The organism is Rathayibacter sp. AY1A5, assembly GCF_002930875.1.
Taxonomy (GTDB): domain Bacteria; phylum Actinomycetota; class Actinomycetes; order Actinomycetales; family Microbacteriaceae; genus Rathayibacter.
Genome location: NZ_PSTM01000002.1, coordinates 116,652 through 130,965, shown reverse-complemented (window position 1 = coordinate 130,965; position 14,314 = coordinate 116,652). Strand labels below are relative to the sequence as shown.

Sequence of the window (14,314 nt, the reverse complement as noted above, 5' to 3'; positions counted from 1 at the left end):
CTCCTCTGCATCGGTCTTCTCCGCGGCCCGCCACCGGCGGCGCCGCTCCTTCCACGCTAGGCCGGGCCCCCGGCTCGCGCGGGCCCCTTGCGCTGTGCGCCTCCGCTGCTACGCGGCCGTCGCGCTCCCGGCCGCCGACCCCGCAGAAGTCGCAGGTCTCGCGCTCGAGCACCGCGACTTCTGCGGGGTCGCGAGCCGGCACCGCCGGCCCGCCCCCCGCGAGCGGCCGGCGCCTCCCCCCTGAGGCGCCGGCCGCTCAGCCTCGCGCCACCGACCAGGGGGTCCGCAGCGCCCGCTCGGCGAGGAACCGCCGCTCCCCCGTGATCGACACCTCCGCCGTCACCGCCGCGTCCGCCGCCGAGGCGCCGGCCGTCAGCCGCAGCGGCCCCGGGTCCACGGCGAGCCGGCCGTCCTCCCCCGTCACCGCGAGCCGGGCCGCGTCGACGTGGAAGTGCACCGTCAGCGTCTCGCCCGCCGCGATCGGCACGCGCGCGAAGCCGATGAGCTGCGCGACCGGCCGCACCACCGCCGAGGTCGGGTAGCCCGCGTAGAGCTGCATCACCTCGACCGTGTCGGCGCCGTCGTTCCGGAGCGACACCGCCACGTCGAGCGATCCGCCGACCGGCAGCTCCGCCGCCGTCGCCAGCTCCGTATACGTCACCGCGCCGCGGGTCAGCCCGTAGCCGAACGGGTAGAGCGGAGTCGCGTCCAGCGCCGTGATCCCGGGGTTCGAGAGCCCGAGCGACGGCTGCAGGTACGTGGTCGACGCGGACGGGAGCCGTGGGATCTGCACGGGCAGCCGCCCGGTCGGAGCCACGCGGCCCGAGAGCACGCCGGCGACCGCAGCCGCCCCGTCCGCTCCCGGGAAGAACGCCTGCACGAGTCCGCGCGCCGCTCCGAACGCCCCGAGCGCGTAGGGCCGGCCCGAGAGGACGACCACCACGGTGGGCACGCCGGTCTCGAGCACGGCCGTCACCAGCGGCTCCTGCGCTCCGGGGAGGCGGAGGTCGGCCGCGTCGCAGCCCTCGCCCGAGGTGCCGTCGCCGAAGAGCCCGGCGATGTCGCCGACCACGACGACCGCCGCGTCGGAGCCGCGGACGAGGTTTACCGCCTCCTGCACGCCGTCGGTCGACGCGGAGGTGATCGAGCCGCCCTCCGCGAAGCGCACGCGCGACGCTCCGAACTCCTCCTGCAGCGCCGTCAGCACCGTCGGGATCGACAGCCCGAGGTCGTGCCCGGGGTGCTTGGAGAGCACGTGGTTGGGGAACGCGTAGCAGCCGACCAGGCTGCGGAACTGGTCCGCGGCCGGTCCCACGACGGCGAGCGAGCCGGAGGACAGCAGCCCCGCGACGTCCTCGTCGCGCAGCAGCACGACCGACTCCTCCGCGATCCGCGACGAGATCGCGCGGTTGCGGGCGCTGTCGAGGTCGACCTCCTCGGCCCCCTCGGGTACCAGCGGGCCGCCGTCGAGCAGGCCCGCCTCGAACTTGTGGCGGAGGTGCCTGGCCACGGAGCGGTCGAGGTCGGCCTCGTCGACGACGCCCTCGCGGATCAGGCGCGGCAGCTCGCCGTACGCCGCCGTCTGCGGCAGCTCGACGTCGACCCCCGCGTGCAGCGCCAGGCGCCCCGCGTCGGCCGCGTCTACCGCGACGTGGTGCATGGCCTGAAGGAACGGCACCGCCCAGTAGTCGGCGACGACCGTGCCCTCGAAGCCCCAGCGATCGCGGAGCAGCGTCGTCAGCAGGTGCCGGCTGGCGCTGCTGGGCACGCCGTCGATGTCGGTGTACGAGGTCATCACGCTGCGGGCGCCGCCGTGCCGCAGAGCGGCCTCGAACGGAGGCAGCACCGTGTCGGCGAGCTCGCGCGGCCCCATGCTCACCGGGCCGTGGTTGCGGGCGCCGCGGGAGGCCGCGTACCCGGCGAAGTGCTTCAGCGTCGCGACGACGCCGGTCCCCTCCAGCCCCGCGACGTAGGAGGCGCCGAGCTGCGAGACCAGGTACGGGTCCTCGCCGAGGGTCTCCTCGACGCGGCCCCAGCGGTAGTCCTTCACGACGTCGACGACCGGGGCGAGGCCCTGGTGGATGCCGAGGGCGCGCATGTCCGAGCCGATCGCCTCCGCCATCTCGCCCACGAGCTCCTCGTGGAAAGTGGCCGCCCAGGCGAGCGGAGTGGGGAACGCGGTCGCGCCGTACGCGGCCAGGCCGGTGAGGCACTCCTCGTGCGCGATGGCCGGGATGCCGAGGCGGCTGCCGGCGACCACGCGCTCCTGCAGCTCGCGGAGCCGGCGGACGCCCTCCGGGACGGTGACCGGCTCGGTGCCGAACACGCGGGTCAGCTGGCCGAGGCCGCCGGTGAAGAGGTCGTCGCCCGCGGCGGGCCCGTCGTCGAGCTTCGGGGCGAAGTCGTCGGCGGAGTCGGTGAGCCAGACGGAGCCGAGCTGCGCCGCCTTCTCCTCGAGGGTGAGTTCCTGGGTCAGGAGGCGGGCGCGCTCGGCCGGAGGCAGAGCGCGGTCCCGCCAGTCCCGCCCGGGAGGACGCGCGGCGTCCGTCCCGGGCAGTGCTGGGGAAGCGTCGTGCATCAGCCCTTGAACGCCCCGTCCATGATCCCGGACACCATCCGGCGGCCGACGAAGAAGAACGCGATCAGCAGCGGGAGAGTGGCCATGAACGATCCGCCCATCGCCAGGGCGACGTCGATCGAGCGGTTGGCCTGCAGCTGCTTCAGCGCGATCTGCACCGTGAACAGCTCCGGCGACTTGAGGACGATGAACGGCCACATGAAGTCGTTCCAGACCGCGGTGAAGGTGATCAGTCCGAGGACGAACGCCGCGGGGCGGACCACCGGGAAGGCGATGCGCCAGAACAGCTGCCACGAGTTGGCGCCGTCGATGCGGGCCGCCTGGATCAGCTCGTCGCTGACCGTCGTGGACATGTGCTGCCGCATCCAGAAGATGCCGAAGGCGCTGGCCAGGCCCGGCACGATGATCGCCTGGAGGGTGTCGACCCAGTCGAGCGCCGAGACGATCAGGTACTGCGGGATGATGCTCAGCTGCGCCGGCACCGTCATGGTCAGCAGCACGATGAGGAACAGCACGTTGCGGCCGGGGAACTGCAGCTTCGCGAAGGCGAAGCCGGCCATCGCGCAGAGGATCGCCGAGATGACGGCGATGCTCAGCGACACGATGAGGCTGTTCAGCATCGAGGCGATGAACGGGACGGTGTCGAACACCTTCTCGGCGATCGCCATGAAGTTCGTGCCCGGGTACAGGCGCGGCGGGATCGACGTGACGGCGGTCGCTCCGACCGACGCGACGACGAACATGTAGTAGAGCGGGAAGATCGAGACGAGCACCGCGATCACGAGGAAGACGTAGGTCGGCCAGCCGACTCCGCCGCCCTTCCCGTGCCGCTTCGGCAGCTGTGCCTTCTGGACCGTGGGGGCCAGCGTCTGCGGGACGGCCTGGTCGATCACATCCGACATCAGACGGCCTCCTTCCGGGTGCGGGTGGAGAGGTAGAAGTTGAGGAGGGAGACGAGGACCACGATCACGAACAGCACGACGCCGATGGCGGATCCGTAGCCGAACTTGAACTGGCCGAAGCCCTGCTCGTAGAGGAAGAGCGCCAGCGTCTGGCACTGCCGGCCGGCGCCGCAGGTGAGGCCCGATTCGGGAGCCACCAGGAGCGCCTCCGTGAAGATCTGCAGACCGCCGATGGTCGACATGATCACGGTGAAGACGATGATCGGGCGCAGCGCCGGGATCGTCAGGTGGCGGAACTGCTGCCAGCTGGACGCGCCGTCGACGGAGGCCGCCTCGAACATCTCGCGGGGCAGCGACTGCAGGCCCGCCAGGTAGAGGAGCGTGTTGTAGCCGAACCAGCGCCAGAAGACCATCGTCGAGATGACGATCCAGGAGCCGTAGTTCGTGGCGAGGAAGTTGATCGACGGCAGTCCGAAGATGCCGAGGAACCAGTTGATCAGGCCGAAGTTCTTGTCGAAGATCTGCGCGAACACGATCGCGGTCGCCGCGACGGAGGTGATGTACGGCACCAGCAGAGCCATGCGGAAGAAGTTCGCCCAGCGGAGGCGGGCGTGGTTCAGCAGGTGCGCGAGGAAGAGGGCGAACAGCAGCTGGGGCACCGTCGAGATGATGAAGATGCCGAAGGTGTTGACCAGCGCGTTCCAGAACCGGGAGTCGGCGAAGAGCTGCTGGAAGTTCGCGATGCCGACGAAGGTCTGCTCGCCGATCGGGTTCCAGTCGAAGAGCGAGACGTAGAACGTGAACAGGAGCGGGAAGAGCCCGAAGACGATGAAGATGATGAAGAAGGGCGCGACGTACGCGTAGGGGGCGATCCGCTCCGAGAGGGAGTTGCGGATCCGCGCGGCCTTCTGGACCGGCGCGCTGGGCTGCTTGCGCTGCTTGCGGGGTGGTGCTGCTGTCACCGTTGACACGGGAGTACCTCCGTCGAGAAAGGGGGGAGGGGCCCGGCGCGCGAGGCGCCGGGCCGCTCGGGTGGGTGGGGCGATCAGCCGCCGATGGCCTGCTTGGCCGTGTCGAGTGCGGTCGACCACGCCTTGTCGGAGGTCACGTTGCCGGCCTCCAGCTCGACGAGGGTGTTGAGGAGCGCCCCGTTGATCGGGGTGGTGTCCGGTCCGTTGTAGAAGGACGGGAACTGCTCGACGGAGGTCGCCATGACCTCGCCGATCTTCGAGTCGCCGAAGAACGGGTCGGTGTACGACTGGACCTCTTCGCTGGCGACCGCCTCGGTGGCGGCGGGCAGCGTGCCCGAGGCCTTGAAGTGGTCGGTCTGGCCCTCGGCCGACATCATCGTCTTGATGTACTGCCAGGCGGCCTCGGGGTGCTCGGCGCGGGCGGGGATGGCGATGACGCTGCCGCCCCAGTTGCCGCCGATGCCGGGGACGCTGGTGACGCGCCAGTTGCCGGCGGTGTCGGGGGCGTCGGTCTTGATGCCGGCGAGGATCCACGAGGGGGCGATCGTCACGGCGAAGGCGCCGTTCGCGCGGCCCGGAGCCCAGCCCGAGGACCAGGCGGCGATGCCGGCGCTGATGCCGGCGTCCTTGGTGTCCACGGCGACCTGGAACGCGTCCTTCACCTGCGGGTTGGTGTCGTAGACCAGCTCGCCGTCGGGCGAGTAGTACTTCTCCGAGACCTGGTTGACGGTCGAGAAGAAGACGCTGGTCTCGATGTTGTCGACGAACGGCTTGCCGGTCGCCTCGGTGTACTTCTTGCCGGTCTCGATGAAGGACGGCCAGTCCTTCCAGAGCTCGGCGACCTGGTCGGGCTCGGTCGGCAGGCCGGCCTGCTCGAAGAGGTCGGCGCGGTAGGCGAAGCCCAGTCCGCCGACGTCGGTCGGGACGCCCACGACGGAGCCGTCGTCGGCGGTCGCGGCGGAGGCGGCCCACGGGAGGTAGGTCGAGGCGACGTCGTCGCCGCCGAGGGTGCGCAGGTCGAGGAAGTTCGAGCTGTTGGCGACGAACTGGGGCAGGTCGTCGTTCTGGATCATGACCAGGTCGGGCACCTTGCCGCCGGCGAGGGCCGCGGTGAGGGCGGTGGCGGTCTCGGTCGTGCTGCCGACCTCGGAGAGCTTGATCTTCGCGTCGGGCATCTTCGCGAGGTACTCGTCGACGCTGTCCTTGGCGTTGATGCCGGTGAAGGACCAGAAGGTGGCTTCGGCGTTCGGGTCGTCCGAGGCGCCTCCTCCCCCTCCGGACGAGCACCCGGTCAGGGTGAGCGCGACTACTGCTGCTGCGGCGGCTACGGCCATCAGGCTTCTTTTCACGACAATTCCTCTTCGTTGGGGATTCGCAGGGTTTCGGTGAGGGCGGGCCTCAGAGAACGATCTCTTGGCGGCCAACCTAACCCGCCCGCGAGCACGACGCAAGCGAGAACCGGTCTCCGCGAGATAACGATCTCCGCCTAGTATCAAAGGGAAGTTTCGCAAATCGAGCAGTTCCGGACGGCCGCCCGCCGCCCCGTGCGAGTCTTCACTCCGACGTTCTCCCCACCGTGCTCCGCGGGGAGGCGCGGAAGCCGGAACCTCCCCTCGCAGAAGGAAGCAGCATGACTCGACCCACGCTGGTGGACGTCGCCCAGGCCGCGGGCGTCTCGCGCGCCACCGCCGCCCGGGTGCTCGCAGGCGGCACCAATGTCGACGTCCGGATGACCGCCGCGGTCGAGCGCGCCGCGAAGTCCCTCGGCTACGAGGCGAACAGCGCCGCCCGGATGCTCCGCGGCGGGCGGGCCGGGGCCATCGCCCTGATCGTCGCCTTCAACGAGCTCGACAGCCTCACCGGGACGTTCTTCACCTCGGTGCTGAAGGGCGCCGCGAAGGGCCTCTACGCCGGCGAGGTGCAGCCCGTGCTGCTGCCCGCCGACCACGACGACAGCGACCGCATCCCCCGCTTCCTCCGCTCGCGGGCCGTCGACGGCGCGATCGTGATCCTCCAGCACGAGATCACCCACCTCGCCCAGGCGCTGGCCGACTCCCCCGTGCCGATCGCCTGGGTCGGCCGCCCGCGCGTCGCCCTGCCCGAGGACGCCATCGTCATCGACTCCGACAACTACGGAGGCGGTCGCCTCGCCGCCCGCGCGCTCGCCGACTCCGGCCGCCGGCGCCTGGGCATCATCGCCGGCCCGCACGACATGGAGCCCGCCCGCGACCGCATCCGCGGCTGGCGCGACGAGCTGACCGAGCTCGGCCTCGACTCCAGCCCGATCGTGCACGGCGCCTTCACCCTCGAGAGCGGTTCCGCCGCGATGGCCCGCCTCCTGCAGCGCCACCCCGACCTCGACGGCGTCTTCGCCTCCTCCGACCTGATGGCCAACGGCGCGATCCGCGTGCTCCAGGCGTCCGGCCGCCGCGTCCCCGCCGACGTCTCCGTGATCGGCTTCGACGACGTCGTCATCGCGACCACCTCGGATCCGACCCTCACGACCATCCGCCAGCCCCTCGAGGACATGGGTCGCGTCGCCGCCGAGACCGTCGTCGCCGTCGTGCAGGGCCGCCCGGTCGACCGGCAGCCGATCCTCGCGACGACCCTCGTGCAGCGCGAGTCCGCATGATCCCGCCTCCCCCGCACCGCCTGATCGTCAGCACCGACGCCGCGAACGAGGCCGACGACCAGTTCGTGATCGTCCAGGCGCTGCTGACCGAGACCCTCGACGTCCGCGGCCTGGTCGCGGCGCACTTCGGCCGGCCGGGGAGCATGCCGGAGTCGCGCGCCGAGATCGACCGCATCGTGGAGTTGGCGGGAGCGACGGTGACCGTCGTCGACGGCGCCGAGTCGGCCCTGCCCGCCGAGGCGTCGGACGGCGCCCGCCTGATCGTCGCGGAGGCGCTGCGCGACGACGGCCGGCTGTGGATCGCCGTGCTCGGGCCGCTGACCGACGTCGCCGCCGCCCTGCTGCTCGAGCCGTCGATCGCCTCGCGCGACGTCGTGGTCGTCTGGGTCGGCGGCCCGCCCTACGACGAGATCCCCGCCTACAGCCCCGAGTTCAACCTGATCAACGACGTCCACGCCGCGAACCGCGTCCTCGAGTCGGGCATCGCCCTCTGGCAGATCCCGATGCCCGTGTACTCCGGAGTCGGAGTCGGGCACGCCGAGCTGCGGACCCGGCTGCGCGGCACGAGCCCGCTCGGGGACCACCTCGTGGACCAGCTGATCGCGTTCAACGAGACCATCCCGTACGGGCCGCTCGACTTCCGGTCGCTGGGCGACAGCCCGGCCATCGGCGCCGTGATGAACCCCGCCGGCGGACGCTGGCGGGAGCGCCGCGCACCGCGGTTCTCCGCGGACGGCGAGCTCCTGCCCGACGCCGGACCGCACACGATCCGGGTCTGCGAGGCGTTCGACACCCGCTGGCTGATCGAGGACCTGTTCGCGAAGCTCGTGGAGTTCGGGGAGCGGTCGGGCGGCGAGCGCTGATGGTCCCTCGTGGCGAGGCATCCGATGCGTGCGCTCGCTGAACAAACGAAGGCCTTCTGCGATGCGAGCGGACACCGCGGGTTGCTCGCACGATCCCGAGATCAGGTGTAAAGACGCAGCTCGGCTTCGAGAAGCGACTCAGCCCTGAGTTCCTTTATGAGTTCTTGAAGAGCTTCCACCGCGACGGTCTCGGCGCTCTCCGAGTCGGTCGCCTTGTGCGCAGCTCTCAGTACCGCTTGATGTCTATCGTAGATCGGATACTCTGCATAAACAGCCTCGAGCACATCCGCGAAATCGACGAAATACCGGTAGAGAGTGCCGATGCCGACGCTGGCGCGAGCCGCCACCTTGGCGGTTGTCGCCCGATCTCTACCCACCTCGACGACGACTTCGCGTGCCGCCGCGACGATCGCGGCTCGCGTTCGATGAGCTCGATCTTGGAGTGGTTTCACTGGTGTGCTGCGATTTTTCACTCCTGTCATACCTTTCATCCTCTCACCACACGCCTGGAACGTGACACATACTCATATGGTCGATCGGAGTGTGCTGCCAACGAGAGTCGCATTGCGGGCGGCCCCCGAAGTGATCTCACCAGCGCGCTGGCCGCCACCCTTCCGGCCACGCCAACCGAGGGCGCTGAAGCAAGCGAAAGCGGAGGAGAGAAAGAAGTAGAGCCGAATTCACGAAGATCCGAGTAAGACTCCTCGCTCACGAACGCGCCACTTATCCCGCCACTTGAAGCTCCGCTCTTGACCGTTCCTGACTTCGCTGCAAGCCTTCTTCAAACGCGGAGATCAATCCGCATCTGAAAAAACGCTACAGATGAAAGGCCGTTCGATATGCCATTGAGGGAATTCAGAAGTGCCAATGAGAGTAGAGACAAGAAGCTAAAGGTGGATCGCATGAAGCGTTTCCGTTCCTTCGCTGCAAGCCTGCTTATTGCGGGCATCGCAGCCACCGGAATCGGACTGGTCTCTACGGGACCGGTGATGGCAGCACAACCGCCCGCCGGCTACCCCAGTACAGACACCTTCGCGACGGTGTCGAGCAGTACGCATGGAAGTTTCCCGATCCGGCGCGGCTTCTACGATGCAGACATCGAGCGCGGGTGGGGCCTCGACAAGGTTTTCCACAAGCACAACATCTGGAGCACCAACGCAATGAAGAAGGTGATGGCTTCCACGAACAGCACGCTGCAGGGGAACGGCAATTACAATCTCAAGGCCTACGCGGGCAACTACGACTGCGTCGACGGCAGGTGCGTGCTCCGCGAGCAGGTCGAGTTGCTGGGCATCTACAATCCCCGGTCGTACGACCTGTACTACGGATGGCCCGTCGGCGGAAAGATGGGCATGCAGACCCTCTACTGCAAGCAGGGCGGCGAAGCTCGCTGCGCCGACTGGGTGACGTACTCGATTGACTACCCAGGTGTCGACAACCCGTTTAGCCGGTCGAGCACGCCTGCGGAGGAAGGGCTCACGGCGGACCAACAAGCGAAGCAGGCCGAGATCCTCGCGTCGCCGGAGATCGAGGAGCTGAAGGCAGAGATCGCAAGCGACGTGACCGAGGTCGCGTTCGACTACGCGCCCCTGCCGGAGATCATGTTCACGGAGTAAGTTCGGTCAGTAGCAGAGGAGAAGAAATCTACTCTTCTCATCTGCTACTGTCGATTAGGAGGAGTTGGGCAATGACACAGGCGGAACATACAGCCGACGCCTTCCTGCGAGGAGTGCGTGTCTTCCTAAAGCAAGATCGTGCTGGTGATATCGAACTTATTCACTGCTGGGCACAGGAACCTAATGACGCCTTCATCCTCTATAGATATCGAAGAGGACCCTCCAACGTTTTCGGGTGGCATGAACAGCTTCTCACGTCCGAAGGAGTGGAAGCCGCACTACTTCATGGTATGGATACAGCCCAAGAGCTTTCGGAACCCGTTGGAACCGCGTCTATCAAGGCTGATGAGAATGGCATCAAATGGGTCGGGCAAGCAATTCATACCAGCCAGCCGAAACTTACCTTCGAGGCAGTGACTTTATTGCGTTCCGCTATGGAACGCTAGAAGAGGTAACGCGGGGCTTCGCAGGCCCGGCGGCGTGGCCCTGTGGCCGGGAAGGGTGGCCGACGGGCATGGGGGCTGGGCGTTTACATACCCGCGAGCCCCTGTGGTACCTCCTAGTTGGGTGTGACGGCGGAGGGAGGAGGGAGCGAGCCTTTGCTCGAGCGGTGCGTGTGAGCGCATCGCGTCACTCAGCTCCGAGCACCGTGCTGTCAAGGGGTCGGTTCAGGGTCCTGCGCATGGTGTCCGACCTGATCGGCACCTACGACCGGGAGACGACCTCCGCGAGCATGAACAAGGGTGTGCGCTCGACCACGAGCGCGTTGAAGCGCGAACTGATCCTCGACGTCGCGGAGCTGGCGAACCTCCCCACACCGCGGAAGGGCCGCAAGATCGGGCGCGCGGTGATGATGCCCTCCGGTAACCGTGCCGCGATCCTGCGCACCGTCCCGTGGTTCGACGGACCCAAGGCGCTGGTGGAGTCGATCAACGCCTCCATCGCGAACCACAAAGCGGGCAAGCCCGCACCGACCACGCCGCCCCTCGTCACTACCGCCGCTATGGAGGAAGCATGACCGCAGACGACTTCGACCCGTTCGGCGGTGAGGACTCCGCACCCGCCTCGGAGCACGCTCCGGCGCAAGACGAGGAGGCAGTGACGACGCACTACGGGTCCGCGGATGAGTTCGTGCGCAAGCAGCTCATCAGCACCTACCGGCGCCGGGTGATCGCCTACGGCTCCGGGGGCGGCATGCGCTGGAAAGCGGCCTGGTGGGAGAGCAAGGAGGCAGTGCTGCGCATCGAAGCCCTGTGGCGGGCGTGGGAGGCCGCACGACGAGACGAGACGGACGGGCCGAGCACCTGGTGGGTCAACCACTGCGACCCGCACATGAACGTGCTCCTGTCGATGGATGGGCCGTTCGCGGACTCTCGCGACGAGAACGACGGCGGTGATCCGCTGCCCTACACGCCGCCACCGGTCGGCATGTTCGAGGACGACAACCAGCCTCCGCTCTACACCGAAGTGGTGGCAGCGCGAGACGGCGCCGGACGCTGACCCCAACCACCGGAAACAAGCGCCCTTTTCATCAAAATTGACCTTATGTCAGTTCTCGGCCCATGCCGTCTCGTGATGCATGTCGTGGCGGAATTGGACGCTCAGCGTCCCGCCGATCGATCCCCATTCGGGATGGCACTCAGCCCGGAAAGGCCCTGTGTCATGGGTCGGTGAGAAGCTGGCGCGGTGAGCACGCATTCGGGCCCCGTGCCGCGCAAAGCGCGGCTTAGCGGCAGAGATCGAACGGGATCTCCTCACGGGCGACCGGTCGAGGACGTCCTGCGCAGGCCGCCTGTGGATAACTTCCTCAGCAAGCATTCAGCTTTGACTTTCAGCCGTGTAATTCGTGACCGAAGCGTGACCCAGCTCGAAAAGCAGTCCGTTTCGGCCCCTGACGGCCCCCTGGCGGCTCAAGATCCTGTGGATAAACCAGGAGGTGTTTACCACATTTCCGCTGCGACAGAGGCGCAGAGCGGACCACTGAGTTACAGTTGTGAATGTAAACAGCCCCGATCTGCTCCTGAGCAGATTCGGTGCTCATAGGCAGATCGGGGCCGAGGGTGTCTGTGGAAGGACTCCTTGACCTTAGAGGTTCCATGACCTCTGCGTGAAGCGGGCTCCGGCCCGTTGACGCGACGCTGCCTCCCTCATATAGAGAAGTGGAGCACGTGATGTCGAAGTCGTCACGGTCGGCCAAGCCCTCGAAGGCTGCCCTGTCGAAGGCGGGAAGGACCCTCGCGTCCGACTCGTCCGGCAAGGCCGCCAAGTCGAAGGCCGGCTCGACCCTCGGAAAGGGCTAGCCCCTAGGGTCCGTGGCTCCTCCCGGAGCCACGGACCCTCGTCGACGTCTCGATGCACGGCACGCTTCCCCAACGCCCGTTCGGGCAGGGAGCTCACACATCACCATGTCATTCACGTTCAACGAAGCAGCGCTTCGCCGCGAATTGCAGCAGCAGGTCCAGTCGACCCTCGACGATGTCGCCCGCAAGCGGAGGCGCGCGCTCGCGGCTCTGCACGGCCGCTATGCCGGTCGACCGGTCAGCGAGATCAAGCCCGCGCTTCAGCGCATCTTCCGCCAGGACGGCGGTGACCTCACCGATCCGGAGCTGAGCCAGTACGCGGAGGCGATCAGCTCCGGGACCAGGATCACCTTCACGGCCGAGAAGGTGCGGTGGTAGTGATGGTGCGCAGAGTCACTCCCTCCCAGCTTCGCAGCATGGTTCGCCAGGCCGAGCAGAAGCAGCGGCAGGCCATCAGTAACTACAACCGGGAAGTCCGCAACTACAACAACAAGGTGCGCCAAGCGGTCAGCACGTACAACCGCGAGGCGTCCGCCCACAACTCGCGTGTCCGCGCGAACCGCCAGCGGCTCGAGCGGGAACTCAGCAAGCTGCGGTCCCAGACGCACTCGTCGACGCGCTATGTCACCTACACCCGATCGGTGTCGACGTTGCAGCGATCCTTCGCCGACGTGGAGTCGGCAGCCACCGAAGGCGCCTGGTCAGACTCGCGCAACTTCCTCGACCTGGCAGAGGGCGAAGCCGCCAACAGCGTCGCAACCCTCAATGCACTGTTGGCTCCGTCAACCGATGACGAGGATCAAGAACCGGAGCTTCGGGTGACGTCGCTCACCAACGAACTCGCGAGCATCGACCCGGAGTTGCAGGACCGGTGGAACGGCGCACTGTTCGCCTTGAGCCCGCAGAACCCGGACGCAGCCCGGCACTTCCGCACGAGCGCCCGCGAGATCCTCGCGAGCATTCTCGATCGAGAAGCGCCCGACTCTGCTGTGAAGCAGGCAAACCCTGAGTACGTACAAACCCCGAACGGAGGCGTGTCCCGCCGTGCGAAGATCAAGTTCTTCCTCGCTCGCACCGGAAACGACGTCGCCGCGCTCGCTCAGTTCGTGGAAGACGACATCGACAGTGTCATCTCGCTCTTCACCGACTTCAACGCCGCAACGCACGGGGGAGCGGGACGATTCGATCTGCCGCAGCTTCAGGTGATCAAGACGCGCGTCGAGCACGCCATTCAGTTCCTGCACCGCTTGGTCCGGTGACACCTGCGGCTCGGGCCACGGGCTGAGACGTCCAATGGTCCGCGCTTGAACTCAGCGAGGCCCAGCACGACTCCCGCGTGCTGGGCCTCGCTGCGTTCACGCTGCAGTGAGGAGAACGGGGGCGAGATCGTCGCGGCGGATTCCCGAGAGCATACGGAGGTGCCCGGTGACCCTTTCCGCGAACTGCGGGCACTCGGCCCCGCGGAGAGCGTCAGCGAGGGGTCTGCCATCCCTGTCTCGCCAGTAAATCCGCTGCTTGTCCGTCACACGCTGCACGTGTGAGGGCGCTCCGTCATCGATGAGGATGAAGAAGTCATCCGCGCGGTAGACCTCGTAGAGCTCGTCCTCGCTGTCCGAGAATCCGCCGTCGTTGGTCAGCAAGATATCCGCGCCGGCCGCGAGCGCAGCAGCGTGGACGTGGCGATCGTGAGGATCGGTGCCGTTGTACGGAACGGTGGCGTCGAAGTCACCAAGGACCTCATCGACACATTCGACGATCTTCGCCCGCTTTTGAACGATCAGCCGGCCGGGCGCCTCGGGGTGCAGGCGTCGCAACGAGTACTCAACCTCCGCCAGGACGTCCTCACTCGTCACGATCGAGAACATCCGACCGGTCTCCGCGCGAAGCATGAACAACCAGTCCATCAGCGTGCGCGACATGAGAATGTTCGCGTCAACGAAGATGCGCTGGGTCATGGCGCGAGCTTACTGGGCGGCGTGAAGCTCCAGCTCGTCGTCGATCTGACGCAGCTCCTTAAACGCTGCTGCTCTCGCTTCGCTTCGCGCGCGAAGGAACTCTTCGATGTCCGCCGACTTGAAACGAGTGTGAGTGCCAACTCTGATCGACGGGACGAGTCCCTCCCGCGCCATCTTCATGAGCGTGGGGCGAGATACTCCGACGAGATCGGCAGCGACCGTCGATGTGAGCTCCTCGGGCCGTGACGCGATCGAGAACGATGCGCCTTCCGCGGCCTGCTCGAGTATGAACCGGAGGAAGCTCGACACGTTCTCCTGGAGAGGAATCGTGCGGTCGCCGACCTGCACGGAGAAAGTTGTGATCTGCTCATCGCACGCGTCGCGAACGACCGCAGCGGCTTCATTTCGCACGGCCCGGGTGTTTGCTGGTGCCGTGATCGCAAGCGTTCTAGACATGTCCTTCATCCTCCATCACGCGTCTCAACTGATCTGCGCAG

16 protein-coding genes are annotated in these 14,314 nt (G+C 67.3%); 9 read left to right on the top strand and 7 right to left on the bottom strand.

The genetic code is table 11. The features are described 5' to 3' along the window. Nucleotides 1–256 precede the first annotated feature (256 nt). From C5B98_RS01935 to C5B98_RS01920, 4 genes are all read right to left on the bottom strand, one after another. Nucleotides 257–2,578 (bottom strand): glycoside hydrolase family 3 N-terminal domain-containing protein, encoded by a 2,322-nt coding sequence (locus C5B98_RS01935; protein ID WP_104327217.1) that lies wholly within the window; start codon nt 2,576–2,578, stop codon nt 257–259. After that, nucleotides 2,578–3,480 carry a carbohydrate ABC transporter permease gene (locus C5B98_RS01930; protein WP_104262300.1) on the bottom strand — a complete coding sequence of 301 codons (903 nt, stop codon included), beginning with the start codon at nt 3,478–3,480 and terminating at the stop codon, nt 2,578–2,580. The genes C5B98_RS01935 and C5B98_RS01930 overlap by 1 nt, the downstream gene beginning before the upstream one ends. Beyond that, complete coding sequence (locus C5B98_RS01925; protein ID WP_104224677.1) at nt 3,480–4,442, bottom strand: carbohydrate ABC transporter permease; 963 nt, start codon at nt 4,440–4,442, stop codon at nt 3,480–3,482. Before C5B98_RS01925 ends, C5B98_RS01930 begins: the two co-directional genes overlap by 1 nt. Nucleotides 4,443–4,525: 83 nt before the next feature. Next, nucleotides 4,526–5,785, bottom strand: coding sequence for an extracellular solute-binding protein (locus tag C5B98_RS01920; protein ID WP_104267733.1), 1,260 nt, complete (start codon nt 5,783–5,785; stop codon nt 4,526–4,528). Between the two features lie 296 nt (nt 5,786–6,081). On the opposite strand from C5B98_RS01920, the gene C5B98_RS01915 reads away from it, so the two are divergent. Together C5B98_RS01915 and C5B98_RS01910 are read left to right on the top strand one after the other, a co-directional pair. Next, a complete protein-coding gene (locus C5B98_RS01915; RefSeq protein WP_104224675.1) occupies nt 6,082–7,083 on the top strand; it encodes a LacI family DNA-binding transcriptional regulator in 1,002 nt (333 codons plus the stop codon). After that, entirely contained in the window at nt 7,080–7,946 is an 867-nt protein-coding gene (locus tag C5B98_RS01910; RefSeq protein ID WP_104327216.1) for a nucleoside hydrolase, read from the top strand. The genes C5B98_RS01915 and C5B98_RS01910 overlap by 4 nt, the downstream gene beginning before the upstream one ends. Before the next feature lie 101 nt (nt 7,947–8,047). On the opposite strand, the gene C5B98_RS01905 is transcribed toward C5B98_RS01910, so the two are convergent. Then, on the bottom strand, nt 8,048–8,428 hold the full coding sequence (locus C5B98_RS01905; protein WP_181065433.1) for a TetR/AcrR family transcriptional regulator: 381 nt from the start codon (nt 8,426–8,428) through the stop codon (nt 8,048–8,050). Between the two features lie 411 nt (nt 8,429–8,839). Between C5B98_RS01905 and C5B98_RS01900 the strand changes: the two genes are divergently transcribed. From C5B98_RS01900 to C5B98_RS01880, 7 genes are all read left to right on the top strand, one after another. Then, nucleotides 8,840–9,562, top strand: coding sequence for a hypothetical protein (locus tag C5B98_RS01900; RefSeq protein ID WP_104262297.1), 723 nt, complete (start codon nt 8,840–8,842; stop codon nt 9,560–9,562). A gap of 71 nt (nt 9,563–9,633) precedes the next feature. Beyond that, nucleotides 9,634–10,008 (top strand): hypothetical protein, encoded by a 375-nt coding sequence (locus C5B98_RS16565; protein ID WP_146076867.1) that lies wholly within the window; start codon nt 9,634–9,636, stop codon nt 10,006–10,008. Nucleotides 10,009–10,244: 236 nt separating this feature from the next. Further along, on the top strand, nt 10,245–10,580 hold the full coding sequence (locus tag C5B98_RS01895; RefSeq protein ID WP_104327214.1) for a hypothetical protein: 336 nt from the start codon (nt 10,245–10,247) through the stop codon (nt 10,578–10,580). Continuing rightward, nucleotides 10,577–11,062, top strand: coding sequence for a DUF4913 domain-containing protein (locus C5B98_RS01890; protein WP_104327213.1), 486 nt, complete (start codon nt 10,577–10,579; stop codon nt 11,060–11,062). The genes C5B98_RS01895 and C5B98_RS01890 overlap by 4 nt, the downstream gene beginning before the upstream one ends. 671 nt (nt 11,063–11,733) lie before the next feature. Then, on the top strand, nt 11,734–11,862 hold the full coding sequence (locus tag C5B98_RS17175) for a hypothetical protein (protein ID WP_258063410.1): 129 nt from the start codon (nt 11,734–11,736) through the stop codon (nt 11,860–11,862). 105 nt (nt 11,863–11,967) lie between these two features. Next, nucleotides 11,968–12,240, top strand: a complete 273-nt coding sequence (locus C5B98_RS01885) for a hypothetical protein (protein ID WP_104327212.1) — start codon at nt 11,968–11,970, stop codon at nt 12,238–12,240. Between the two features lie 38 nt (nt 12,241–12,278). Beyond that, nucleotides 12,279–13,121, top strand: a complete 843-nt coding sequence (locus tag C5B98_RS01880) for a hypothetical protein (RefSeq protein WP_146076866.1) — start codon at nt 12,279–12,281, stop codon at nt 13,119–13,121. 96 nt (nt 13,122–13,217) lie between these two features. Here C5B98_RS01880 and C5B98_RS01875 read toward each other — a convergent pair whose 3' ends face one another. Both C5B98_RS01875 and C5B98_RS01870 read right to left on the bottom strand, forming a co-directional pair. Further along, nucleotides 13,218–13,817 carry a PIN domain-containing protein gene (locus C5B98_RS01875; RefSeq protein WP_104327210.1) on the bottom strand — a complete coding sequence of 200 codons (600 nt, stop codon included), beginning with the start codon at nt 13,815–13,817 and terminating at the stop codon, nt 13,218–13,220. Between the two features lie 9 nt (nt 13,818–13,826). Next, nucleotides 13,827–14,273 carry a helix-turn-helix domain-containing protein gene (locus tag C5B98_RS01870; RefSeq protein WP_181065432.1) on the bottom strand — a complete coding sequence of 149 codons (447 nt, stop codon included), beginning with the start codon at nt 14,271–14,273 and terminating at the stop codon, nt 13,827–13,829. Nucleotides 14,274–14,314: the final 41 nt, after the last annotated feature.